This is a genomic window from Trichocoleus sp. DQ-A2, from assembly GCF_039961915.1.
GTDB lineage: Bacteria > Cyanobacteriota > Cyanobacteriia > Cyanobacteriales > FACHB-T130 > FACHB-T130.
In genome coordinates, this window is sequence record NZ_JAMPKD010000012.1 from 82,247 (window position 1) to 94,928 (window position 12,682).

Consider the following 12,682-nt stretch of genomic DNA (forward strand, 5'->3'; position numbering starts at 1 on the left):
TTAGCGCGTTCTAGGGGCAATGACTGAGAAATTGCAATTTCTTTTAAAGCAAACCCAGCAAAAACTTAAGTTGAATGAATCAGTATTAATTAGCTATAAATTTTATGAATATATGCAACAAATAACCGCAAATTTGTTAGAAGAAAATCTGAATGGGTGGCGACAAACGTAACAATTGTAAAGAGGTGACACGGAGAATGAGAACGTACCAGCAGATGAGATGGATAGCTGGAGGGTTAATACTGTTACTGGGTGGGAGGATGACGCCAGCGGTGGCTGGGACACCCGTGACGCCGGTACAAATTGCTCAAGCTCAATCGGCAGTGGACTTGATGAATCAGGGACTCCAGCTAATCGGTCAAGCAAAAACACAAGAAGCGATCGCCTCTTTTCGACAAGCCGCCAAACTCGACCCCAAACTGGCACCCGCGCATTACAACTTGGGGCTGGCTTTGCGTCAGGTGGGGCAATTGCAGCCAGCAGCGGATGCCTTTTACCAAGCAGTTCAAGCCGATCCTAACTTTGCTCTCGCCTATGCCAATTTGGGTGCAGCGCTGCTTGAGGGAAACAACTTGCAGCAGGCGGGTGATTATTTGTCACGGGCACTGGAACTCAACCCACAGTTGGGAGTTGCTCATTACAATCTAGGTTTGGTAAGGGAACAGCAGGGAGATGAGGAACGAGCGATCGCGTCTTTTAAACAAGCGATGCAGTTGAGTCCCAACGCACCAGAACCTGCCTATCATCTGGGACTTGCTTATCTACAACAAAACAACCTGAACGAAGCAAAAAAGGCATTCCAGCAAGCCATTAAAATCAGCCCTAAATATCCAGAAGCCCACTATAATCTCGGTTCCATCCTGATGAATCAGGGGAATTTAGACGAAGCTCTCGCCGCCTTTCGCAAGGCAGCAGAGGCTAATTCTAACTACCCCAATGCCTACTACGCTGCTGGGTTAGTCTTCCTTCGCCAAGGTCGTTACAGTGACGCCCAGCAAGTTTTGCAATATGCCAAACAGCTTTACACTGCCCAAGGGAATACCCAGTGGGCTTCTAATGCAGAGGAATTATTAAAGCGATCGCAAAACCCCTAAACAATTAAAAATTAGTTTTTTAATCTTTAATTGTTTCCCCGATGCACTCTAACCCGCTTATTCGGGTCTTGCTTCTTCACCCAAGACAAAAACTTCTCCATTTGCGGCTCATCCTTCAGCCTATCCAAAGAATTAAGTTCCTGGGCTAATCGCGTATTGTCAAATAAATTATGTATTTGCCGATGGCAGGCAGAACATATCTTTGCAGTCGGTCCTGGATCTTCATTTTTCCGTTTCGTTTTCTGCCTTGGAATCAAGTGATGGACGGTCAACCGCTCCACTTCTCTTTCACACAATTCACACTGCATTTTTTGATAAGGCTTATAACTCAAGACTATCTAACATCATTATATGTCGATGAAAAAAGTGAGGCGCTTTTCATGTGCTATTCACTAAAAACATAACGTCAATGAAATTGAGACTATAGCAATCTATTTCCTTTGTGAACCAATCAGTTCCTCTTTGTCTCTTCCTAAGCGCTAGCTCTTTCAGAGCCGCTTCGCTAACGCACAGGCTAAGCACATCCGCGCCGCTACGCGAACGCCAACGTGTTCTTTGTGTCTTTGCGGTTCAATACACTGTTTTTGCCTTCACAAATAATTTCAGATAGCAACAAATACTAATTGGATTTGTTGTAAACAAATTTAAAATTAAGTAAAAATACGATTTAAGGCTAAACTTGCTTGTGCTAGGTATATAAGGAAACTTCCAGTTGCCAAATTATCCCAGCCATCTAGCAAAAAAAGCAATGTTTCAAACCCATAAACAAGATGATGTTATCTCAGGTGCTGCATTTGTTACCGGAGGCGCGGCGGCGGGTGCTGGAGTTTCCGCAGCAGTTGGTGGGATGGGATTAGTCGGAGGATTCGGAGCAGTTGGAATTGGCATGGCACCCGTTACAGCAGCGGGCGCGGTTGCTGGTGCTGCTGCTTATGGAGCATTCAAAGCGGTAGGAGAAGGAGATGCTTTCGCTTTAGGTTCGATGGGAATTGGTGCAGTAGGCGGCGCAGGTTTTTCCTCTGTTTTTGGCGGCATGGGATTAGCTTTCAAGGGAACAACGGTTGGAATTGGTATGGGTTCTTTTGCGGCAACAGGTGCAGTTTTTGGGCTGGGAGTTTACGGTTTATTGAAGCTGATTGACGGCTCTGGAAGCGGGGAAACCGCATATCAAGCTTTCGAGCGGATGGAAGAGAAAGTATCATGGCAAGAAGCTTATACTAATGCTCTTCTAGAGCTAGAATTAGCAGCGCTAGATAAGAAGCTAGCAGGTGATGTTTTAGAGGAAAAATTTGCCGCTATAGAAATTGAAGACGAGTTGAAGGCGCTAAAAGCAAAAATACCAGCGAAGACTGTTTTAAATCTAAATTATTCTGCACCTTATAAAAATATTTCATCCAAATTTTCTACATTTCACCCAAGTTTAAATCCCTCTGTAACGCCTAAAATTTCTACTCATCAAACACCGTTACCTCAACCGGAATCTTCTCAGCCTAAGATGGCACCAGGATTGACAAAAATTGAGTCTCAGACACCTCAAGGCTGGAAATGCGTACACACCCTAAAAGAGCATTCAGCCGCAGTCAATTCAATTGCCATCAGCTCTGATAATCAGACGATTGCTAGTGGGAGTGATGATAGAATCGTTACCCTGTGGAGCCTGAAGACTGGAAAACAGATTTTTAACTTCTTTGGGCAAGGACAGGAAGTTTCTTCAGTGGCAATTAGCCCAGATGGTCAAACGATTGCCAGTGGCAGTTTTGACCAAAAAATTACTACCTGGAATCTGCCTAAAAAAGAATTTCTCCGCACCTTTTTTTATTTAAACTCCTCTTACAGTCATTCGGGCTTTGTTTACTCAGTTTCCTTCAGCCCTGACGGAAAAATTATTGCGAGTGGAAGCGCTGATAAAACGATTAGGCTTTGGGGTGCCTATACGGGAAAACTAAGAAGCACTCTTAATGGACATTCTGACGCGGTTTTGTTTGTTGCGATTAGTCCTGATAGCCAAATTCTTGCTAGTGGAAGTGCCGATCAAACTATCAGGCTTTGGAATTTGAGCGGTGGACAACAGCATCGCATCCTTATCGGACATTCAGGCTGGGTTACTTCTGTCGCCTTCAGCCCGGATGGAAAGACTCTAGCGAGTGGGAGTGGAGACGCGACAATTAAGTTGTGGAATTTCCAGACTGGAGAATTGCTTCGCACTCTTACAGGACATTCATCTGGGGTTGTTTCTATCGCTATTAACCCTGATGGAAAAACCCTCGCCAGTGGCAGCCGAGACGGTACTATCAAACTTTGGAACCTAGATGGAGAACTGCTGGATACTCTGCCTGGGCGTCATCCTGTTGCTTTCAGTTTCGATGGACAGACGCTGGTGAGTGGCGGTGAGAAGAACACACTGAAAATTTGGCAAAAATGCTTTGGCGTGAGTGAATCTACACTTGACGCAGTGCCATCTGGGGAATGGTGGGAAGTTTTAGGCGTGGAAAGGAACGCTGATGCTGATGATGTTAAGCGTGCTTACCGACGTTTGGGAAGGCAGTATCACCCTGATGTTAATCCTTCTACCAATGCCCAAGCTCAAATGCAGGCAATTAATCAAGCTTATGCCCAGTTTGAGAAACAATGGAGCGATCGCTAACAGCATAAATCCTTTCAGAGATTCGCCCTACGAGTCTTGTCTAATCTCTCACTATTTGACCTTAATCATGAAGGCTGCCATCAGGCATGATGGCTCCACTCAAATTAGCTCCACTCAAATTGGCTCCACTCAAATTGGCTCCACTCAAATTGGCTCCACTCAAATTAGCTCCACTCAAATTGGCTCCACTCAAATCTACCCAAACCATATCTGCCTTGCTCAAGTTAGTACCGCTCAAGTTAGCTCCACGCAGATTAACCCCAGGAAGGTTCGCTCTACTCAGGTCTAGCCCTGCCAGCAATACATTCGGGGCAATCAACAATGCTCCTGCTAGTTTTGGATCAAACTCTTCGGGAAACTTAGTTTGTTCGTTGTAGAGCGCTCTCCGGAAGTTCGTTCCCTCCAAGTTGGCCTCACTCAAGTCAGCTTCATAGAGATGGGATGCACTCAGATTAGCCTCATTCAGATTAGCTCCACTCAGGTCAGCTCCCCGCAGGTCGGCTAAACTCAAGTTAGCTTCACTCAAGTCAGTTCCAATCAAGTCAGCTCCAATCAAGTCGGTTAAACTCAAATTGGCTTTCGTCAAGTCGGTGCCAATCAAGTCGGCTAAACTCAGGTTGGCTGCAATTAAGAAGGCTCCAAACATTTCAGCTCCACTCAAATCGGCTCTACGCAAGTCTGCCTCACACAAGTCCGCTTCCTCCATGTGGGTTGCGGCTAGGGTGCATCGGCTCAGAATCGCTCGACTCAAGGTAGCTTTTTTTAAGTTGGCCCCACTAAAATCCGCCTGACTGAGATTTACCCCACTCAGGTCGGCTCCACTTAGGTCGGCTAGACAAAAATCTCTTTCGCCCTCTACATATTTCCTCAGTAGTTCATCTGCGTCCATCGATTCATACCAATTTGCGGAACAGTTGCATGATTTTCAATCGGGAAAGTCGCTGACTGTCTAAGATTTTCAACTCAAAATCCCAAACCCCAAATCTAAAATTTTAGGACTCCTTCCCGCCTCCAATCAGTAGAGTAACTTTTCCTCATAAAAAAGCCCCCAATTGGGGGCAAGCTTTGTCAAAAAAGCAAAAACAAAGATTCAAATCAGATAGAGGATGGTGAACAAAATAATCCACACAATATCGACGAAGTGCCAATAAATCTCTGCGGCTTCAACGCCAAAGTGGTGTTCGCTGCTGTAGTGACCGGGTTTTAAACTGCGCCACAAAACAGCAATCATCGCCCCTAGTCCTAAAAGAACGTGGAGACCGTGGAACCCAGTCAGAACATAAAACGTGCTGGCAAACAAGTTAGTGCTGAGGCCAAATTCCAAATGGGTATACTCGTAAACCTGACCCCCCAGGAAAATCGCTCCCATTAAGGCAGTTGCGGCAAACCAAGTCCTTAAACCTGCCACATCGTTCTTTTTGATGGCAGTATCCGCATTGTGGATCACGAAACTGCTAGAAATCAGAATCAGTGTGTTGATTCCGGGCAGTAATAGCTCTAACTTTGGCGTTCCTTCCGGGGGCCAACTGGGTGCCACAGCGCGAAAGGCGAGATAGGCAGTAAATAAGCCGACAAAGATCATGCCTTCCGCAATCAGAAACACAATCAGCCCCTGGATGCGGAAATCATGATGTTCTACGCCGTGGGCTTCCACAGTCGCTTCTGAGTTGTGGTGATAGTTGAGGGCAGTTTTCGCTGGGTCAATCGTTGAACCTTGCATGAATCTCCTCTAGAAAGAGTTGGATACGTAATGGGTAGTGGAGAATCGGTAATGGGTCATCGTTTCCCGATTACCGATTACCATTACCGATTGTGACTTTCTCCTTGGCGGTCATCGGGATTCACCGCCACTGCGGGATCGGGATCGGCACGGAGAGCCGAGTCAGGGCCAGCAGCCAAGACTGGATTTCGAGGCTCGTCAAAGGGCACCTCTACTTGAGTGCGGCGATCGCCCATCCCATAGTCATAAGGCCCAGTGGCTAACACTGGGTCTTTTTCAAAGTTTTCCGGTGGCGGGGGCGAGGTTGTCATCCACTCTAGGGTCAGTCCTTGCCAGGGGTTATCAGGTGCCTTGGGACCCGCTATCCAACTCCAGCAGGCATTAACAATGAAAGGAATGGTGGAGACGGCGAGGATGTATGCCCCAATCGTGCAGATCACGTTGAGAGTGGTAAATTTCGGGTCATACGAAGCAATCCGTCGGTTCATCCCTTCTAGACCTAGCTTGTGCATCGGCAGGAATGCCATATTGAAGCCAACCAACATCAGGACAAAGTGAACTTTGCCCCAAGTTTCGTTCAGCATCCGCCCCGTCATCTTGGGGAACCAGTGATAGAATCCGGCATAAATGCCGAAAACACTGCCGCCAAAGAGGACGTAGTGCAGGTGAGCCACGACAAAGTAGGTGTCGTGAACGTGGATATCAAAGGGCACAGCTGCCACCATGACGCCACTGATGCCGCCGATGACAAACATGGAGATAAAGCCCATTGCGAACAGCATGGCGCTGTTCAGGCGCAGTTTGCCGCCCCAAATGGTTGCCAACCAGCTAAATACTTTGATCCCGGTAGGGACAGCAATCACCATTGTGGTGATCATGAAAAACATCCGCAACCAGGCAGGGGTGCCGCTGGTAAACATGTGGTGCGCCCAGACGATTAGCCCCAAAAAGCTGATTGCCAGACTGGAATAAGCGATCGCTTTATAACCAAAAATCGGCTTGCGGGCGTGAACCGGCAAAATTTCTGAGATCATCCCGAAGAAGGGGAGGATCATGATGTAAACCGCCGGGTGGGAGTAAAACCAGAATAGGTGTTGATACACGATGGGATCGCCCCCTCCAGTCGGGTTAAAGAAGGACGTACCCACCAGCAGGTCAAAGGATAGTAGAATCAGTGCCCCTGCTAATACAGGCGTAGCGATAAGAGCCAATGCAGAAGTGGCGAGCATTGCCCAGCAGAACAAGGGCATTTGATTCCACCCCATCCCTGGCGTCCGCATCTTCCAGATGGTGACGAGAAAATTGATCGCTGCCAGGATCGAAGAGGTCCCCAGGATCAGGACGCTGAGAATCCAAATCGCTTCACCGGGTTTGCCACTAACAACGCTCAAGGGGGGATAAGAAGTCCAACCCGCACCGGGTGCCCCGACCAAGAAACTGCTCAACAGCAGCAACCCGGCCGGTGGGATGATCCAGAAGGCGATCGCATTCAGTCTCGGAAACGCCATATCCCTTGCTCCAATCAGCAAGGGCACCAGGTAATTCCCAAAGCCGCCGGTTCCCGCAGGCACGATCCACAAGAAGATCATCACCGTCGCGTGAACCGTAAATAAGCTGTTGTAAACATCTGGGGCGACAAAATCGGACTCTGGGGTTGCCAGTTCCGTGCGAACGGCTGTTGCCAGGACTCCACCAATCAAATAAAAGATAAACGTCGTGACCAGGTATTGAATCCCAATCACTTTGTGGTCGGTACTAAAGCTAAAGTATTCTCGCCAATGCGTTACCTTCGGTTGTTCACCGTGGGCTGGTAGATTTGCTTTTTCTTGAAGCTCTACTTGTGTCATCTCAAATTCAGAAGTTAAGGGGGGTCAGAAGAGTTTTGAGTTTTGAATTTTGAGTTTTGAATTAAATAAAAGATTTTTACGAGAACTTTTTTAACTCACAACTCAACACTCATCACTCATCACTCTCTTACTCAGTGGTGGTGGAGAGGGTGTAGAGTTTCGGCATCGATCCCCATTTCACTGGCGTAGGGAGCCAAAAACTCAGCATCTGAGCGTTCTGCGGGGTTTACTGCCACCGCCCGATCGAGAGCCTCAGAACTGGCAACTTCTTGCTGCTCGGCAAGCCAATTCTGGAAATCTTCGGGGGTCTGAACAATGACCGTTGTCTTCATGACTCCATGATAAGCACCACAGAGTTCCGCACAAATGAGCGGATACTCACCGAGTCTGTTGGGTGTAAACCGCAGCTCAGTTTGGCGTCCTGGAACCGCATCCTGCTTGAGGCGAAACTCAGGCACCCAAAAAGCGTGTATAACATCATTTGCCGAGATGTTCAATTTCACTTCCCGTCCAAGCGGAAGATGCAATTCGCCCGCTGTCACATCGGTTCCGGGGTAGCTAAAAAGCCAAGCAAACTGTAGACCCGTAACATTCACATAAAATTCTGGATCTTGACCTTGCTTGTCAGGTGTGGGACCAATGCGACCAGAAGTTACGCCTACATCGGCTGAATCCCGCAGTTGAGGAAGCTCCTTGCGGACTTTTGCCGTAGCGGGGTCTTCTAAGACTTTATCTTGCAGCTGCTGATTGCGATTTTCAGTGTCCGTGGCGTTTTCAGCCTCTGTTAAGGTAGCTGCAATCGCCGCTCCAGGCATTTTGGCAACCTGCTGATGACTCGGAGCGTGAGCAACCGAATGATCCATCGGATTCAGTCCGCCGATTTGACCATAAACCTCAAAACTGTAAATCGAGATTCCTAGGACGATCACCGCTGGAATCGCCGTCCACAAAATTTCTAAGGGAACGTTGCCATGCACGGGTGGCCCGTCCGTATCATCGCCAGGACGTTGCCGAAATCTAATTGCCGCAATGATAATTATTCCCTGAACCAGCAGGAACAGACCTGTGGAAATGGTCATCATCGCGTTAAACAGCCTGTCGATTAGGGTTGCTTCCTCAGAGGCTGCTATCGGCAAAAGACCGTGGTTTTGACCGTACCACAGGCTGACAAGGGTCAGCACAATGCCAACCAGTAAAGTTAATATCGAGCTTGGGATTTTCACGGGCTTTGTCTTGGATTTGGTGCAATTCTAAACAAAACAGTGTGGGCTGATGCCCAGACCGATTTGGTCTATCTAGACTGCCTCGAAGTGAAGCTGCCTTTGTGTTCGATCTTAGGAAATCAGTAAGAGCCTCATTAACCACGGTAAGGCAGAGATCCCATAAAGGTGAGCCAATCTGAGTTATCTTTTGGAATTTTTTTGGGATCGCCGCCATTTTCAGGAAAGGTACCAGCAGACAAAGCCATTTCCGCTAGGATGAATCCTGGGAGGCGTCTCCCGCCCTGTCAGGGATTCGGGATTTAGAGCTAGAAGATTGCTTCTGGATTCTAGCGGTTTTCTCTTTGAATACCAGTATTCTTTTTTACAATGAAATACTTGATTTAGAAGAAATCTAAAAATTTTAGCCGCAGAGGTTATTGCATTGCCCTAATTCGCCTCAATTTCCGCAAAATCTCGGCAATTGGAAGAAATTCCTAAAGCGGTGGCTGATGATGCAACGGGGTCATTAGAGTGGTAGCTAGAGCCGGTCATCTTCCTCCATTCAGATGCTAGGTTGGAATTGAGCGGATACTCTGATTTGATTGGTGAAAAATTAGCTTTTTGAACGCTATGACAGAATCCGTCCTTCATCAGGATGTTCGCACTCCGGAGGATTCCCACCCAAGGGACAAGATCCGTCGCTTGGTGTTTCGGCTGGGCGTCGCTACGCTGGTTTTGATGGCGATTGGGAGTGCCACAAGAGTGATGAATGCTGGGCTAGCGTGCCCGGATTGGCCTCTATGCTACGGTCAACTGGTGCCTTCTTCGCAGATGAATCTTCAGGTGTTTCTGGAGTGGTTTCACAGGTTGGACGCGGCAGCAATCGGCTTCGGCGCGATCGCGCTAGCAGTTCTTTCCTGGTGGCATCGGCTATCGCTCCCTAAATGGTTGCCTTGGGCGTCCACCTTCGCACTCTTTTTAGTGGTATTTCAGGGCGTCTTGGGGGGACTGACGGTCACGCAACTGCTGCGTTTTGACATTGTCACCGCTCACCTGGGAACCGCACTGTTGTTTTTTATCACCCTACTGACAATCGGCGCGGCACTCTTGCCTTATCAAGGCACGGGAACGGTTGGAAAATTGCCGTGGGTGAGTTTAACGGCTGCAATTTTGGTCTATCTACAAAGCCTCCTGGGTGGATTAGTGGGTTCTCGCTGGGCGCTCCATCAGTGCTTTGGGGCGCAAGAGTTGTGTACGGTGATGAATAGCCACATTGCGGGTGTCGTTCCCCCAACTTTAGCGATCGTTGCTGTCGTGCTTTTGGCATGGCGCACACCCGCACTGCACCCGATGCTGCGCCGTCTGGCTAATCTGGGTGGTGGTTTACTGGTGTTACAAGTGATTCTCGGTGTGGCGACCTTCCGCTTGCACCTCCAAGTAGAACCACTGACCGTCGCTCACCAGGCAGTCGGAGCCGCCTTACTCGGAACGCTTGTTGCTTTTACTGTTTTGGCGTTGCGCGATCGCGCCAGTGTCATTCCCAACCCTTCCGTATAGCTCTTCATCAATCCGCACCCCTCAGGGTGGGACTCTACAAACAAAGCCTGCGCTCGTTTACCCTTGAGCGATCGCGTTGCGGCAGGCTAAGTAATTTAGGAAAAAATAAATAATGCAGGAAATGATAGTTGGAACCGATGTCTCCCGCAGACACCAAAACTTCCTAGAGGTCATTCAGAGTTACTACCAGCTGACAAAGCCCCGAATTATCCCGCTGCTGCTGATCACAACGGCGGCGAGTATGTGGATGGCATCAGATGGACAGGTAGATCCGCTGTTGTTATTGGTGACGATGGCGGGTGGAACGCTCGCTGCCGCATCTGCTCAAACCCTCAACTGCATCTACGATCGCGATATCGATTATGCAATGGAGCGCACCCGCCACCGCCCGATTCCTTCTGGTCGTGTGCAATCCCGCGATGCGCTAATTTTTGCAATTGTCCTGGCTTGTCTTTCTTTCACCTTGCTGACAGTTTTCGCCAACCTGCTGTCCGCCCTCTTAGCAATGTCAGGCGTTGTCTTCTACATGGGCATCTACACCCACTTGCTAAAACGCCACACCACGCAAAACATCGTGATTGGCGGTGCCGCAGGAGCGATCCCGGCGCTAGTCGGTTGGGCCGCTGTTACCGGCACCTTAAGCTGGGCAGCTTGGCTGCTTTTTGCGATTGTGTTTGTGTGGACGCCTCCCCATTTCTGGGCGTTAGCTTTAATGATTCGAGATGACTACGCCAAGGTCGGGATTCCGATGCTGCCAGTGGTTGAAGGGGAAGTGGTCACGACTCGGCAAATTTGGCTTTACACGCTGATTATGGTACCGATGACGTTGTTGCTGGTTTATCCTTTGGGCGCGTCTGGTATCGTTTATGGGATTGTTGCCTCAATCCTGGGGAGTCTCTTTATTAAGAAAGCATGGCAGATGTTGCAGTCACCTGGAGATAAACAGGTCGCGCGATCGCTGTTTAAATACTCCATCCTCTACATGATGCTGCTCTGCACCGGCATTGTCGTCGATAGTTTACCAGTAACGCATCAATTCACCGCATTTGTTGGCGAACATCTCCAGACATTCATTAGCGCGATCGCAATTTTGCAATGATCCCGCGATTAGAAATCGCATCTAAACAAAAAAACCCGCCTTGGCGGGTTTTTTGCATTGAAAGCGGTCGCTCTGTTTAAACTCTTGCGGAAAGGATTGGGAATGCGATCGCATTTCTATCAACAATTCGCGCGATCGCTCAACCGGCAAAATCCATCTAAATCTAACAGCTAGAATTCGGAGAAATCCTCTTCTAAACTGCTAAGTATTTTGCCATCAGGCATTGTTGTTCCCCTCAATTTAGCATTGTCCCAGTTAGCATTCTGTAGATTAGCATTTCTTAAGTTGACACCACTCAGATTGGTATGGGTCAAGTCAGCACCACTCAAGTCAGCACCACTCAAGTCAGCATCACTCAAGTCAGCACCACTCAAGTCAGCACCACTCAAGTCAGCACCACTCAAAGCTACTACCACAGTATTGTTTCCCCGATAGCTTTTTTCTAAAATACTATTGCTCATATTGGCACTATTTAGAATGGCACCAGTTAGGTCAGCACCATTCAGAATGGCAAGACTCAAATTGCTACTACTCAAATTGGCATTTGTGAGGTTGACATTTGTTAGATCAACACAACTCAGGTTAGCACTGCTGAGGTTAGCACCGCTCAAGTCAGCACTACTAAAATTTGCACTACTCACCTCAGGAGCAGCACTGATCGCCTTTACTTCACTCAGGTCTGCCCACATTAAATGCGCTCCCGTTAGTTCTGCATTGGTCAAGTCGGCTTTTCTCAGGTTCGCTCTAGTCATTTGTGCGTTATTTAAGTTTGCTCCTCTTAAAACTGCCCCACTTAGGTTTGCCCAACGAAGCTCTGCATCTTCTAAAGAAGTTTGGCTGAGGTCTGCGTCAGTTAGTTCTGCATAGACAAGTTTTGCAGCATCTAGTCTTGCTAAACTGAGCTTTGATCCTCTTAGGGTGGCTGCATTCAGGTTTACTTTTTCCAGATATGCTCCTGTCAAGTCTGCCTGATCCAAGTTTGCCTTGCTTAGGTTTGCGCCAGTCAGAATAGTTGAGTTCAGCATAGCTCCAGTTAGAATAGCCCCACTCAGATTTTCCTCATTTAAGCTGGCAAAGCTGAGGTTTACTCCTGAAAAATCCCTCTCTCCTGCTGCATATCGCTTCCGAAGCTCATCCTCTTTCATTGGTTCTGAGGAATCAGCTTCTAGGGGAAAAAGTTCGCATAAGTCGCAGCCAAAGTAGTTGCATAAAACTTCAGATGTATTGCAGTCAATTCGATCAAACTCACCTTTGTAAAGCCTGCTGATGGCATTGATACTAAGACCCGTCTCTTTAGCTAGTTTGTACTGGGATAGCCCCCGTTTTTCCATCAAATCCTTTAACTTACAGCGAATTTTTTTCATAAGCGCTTTGTTTACCACTTAAGACTTAATCAGGACGTGTCTCACTATAGCTATCATAGTGAATATTACTCACGCTTGTAGATATTACGCTAAAGAAACTAGCGACCCAAACAGTTGACAGGGCGATATTGGCAAAGTTATGCTGTGGATGTCAA

10 protein-coding genes are annotated in these 12,682 nt (G+C 47.9%); 4 read left to right on the forward strand and 6 right to left on the reverse strand.

The annotated features are described in order from the left end of the window. The first annotated feature begins 260 nt into the window (after positions 1-260). Complete coding sequence (locus tag NC997_RS13930) at positions 261-1,094, forward strand: tetratricopeptide repeat protein (protein WP_242031499.1); 834 nt, start codon at positions 261-263, stop codon at positions 1,092-1,094. 26 nt (positions 1,095-1,120) lie between these two features. Here the strand turns inward: NC997_RS13930 and NC997_RS13935 are convergent, their stop codons facing one another. After that, entirely contained in the window at positions 1,121-1,402 is a 282-nt protein-coding gene (locus NC997_RS13935; RefSeq protein ID WP_190435063.1) for an HNH endonuclease, read from the reverse strand. Between the two features lie 440 nt (positions 1,403-1,842). Between NC997_RS13935 and NC997_RS13940 the strand changes: the two genes are divergently transcribed. Further along, positions 1,843-3,738, forward strand: a complete 1,896-nt coding sequence (locus NC997_RS13940) for a DnaJ domain-containing protein (RefSeq protein ID WP_190529829.1) — start codon at positions 1,843-1,845, stop codon at positions 3,736-3,738. 61 nt (positions 3,739-3,799) lie between these two features. On the opposite strand, the gene NC997_RS13945 is transcribed toward NC997_RS13940, so the two are convergent. The 4 genes from NC997_RS13945 to NC997_RS13960 form a co-directional block, all read right to left on the reverse strand. After that, complete coding sequence (locus NC997_RS13945; RefSeq protein WP_190529831.1) at positions 3,800-4,627, reverse strand: pentapeptide repeat-containing protein; 828 nt, start codon at positions 4,625-4,627, stop codon at positions 3,800-3,802. 201 nt (positions 4,628-4,828) lie between these two features. Beyond that, positions 4,829-5,458 (reverse strand): heme-copper oxidase subunit III, encoded by a 630-nt coding sequence (locus NC997_RS13950; RefSeq protein ID WP_190410978.1) that lies wholly within the window; start codon positions 5,456-5,458, stop codon positions 4,829-4,831. 83 nt (positions 5,459-5,541) lie between these two features. After that, positions 5,542-7,305 (reverse strand): cytochrome c oxidase subunit I, encoded by a 1,764-nt coding sequence (ctaD, locus tag NC997_RS13955; protein WP_190410977.1) that lies wholly within the window; start codon positions 7,303-7,305, stop codon positions 5,542-5,544. 131 nt (positions 7,306-7,436) lie between these two features. Further along, positions 7,437-8,528, reverse strand: a complete 1,092-nt coding sequence (locus NC997_RS13960; RefSeq protein ID WP_190430223.1) for a cytochrome c oxidase subunit II — start codon at positions 8,526-8,528, stop codon at positions 7,437-7,439. A 609-nt stretch (positions 8,529-9,137) separates the two neighbouring features. Here NC997_RS13960 and NC997_RS13965 point away from each other — a divergent pair. Further along, on the forward strand, positions 9,138-10,064 hold the full coding sequence (locus tag NC997_RS13965) for a heme A synthase (RefSeq protein ID WP_190529833.1): 927 nt from the start codon (positions 9,138-9,140) through the stop codon (positions 10,062-10,064). A gap of 112 nt (positions 10,065-10,176) precedes the next feature. After that, a complete protein-coding gene (locus tag NC997_RS13970) occupies positions 10,177-11,163 on the forward strand; it encodes a heme o synthase (RefSeq protein ID WP_199306293.1) in 987 nt (328 codons plus the stop codon). A 170-nt stretch (positions 11,164-11,333) separates the two neighbouring features. On the opposite strand, the gene NC997_RS13975 is transcribed toward NC997_RS13970, so the two are convergent. Continuing rightward, positions 11,334-12,527, reverse strand: a complete 1,194-nt coding sequence (locus NC997_RS13975; RefSeq protein WP_190529835.1) for a pentapeptide repeat-containing protein — start codon at positions 12,525-12,527, stop codon at positions 11,334-11,336. Between the last annotated feature and the right edge of the window lie 155 nt (positions 12,528-12,682).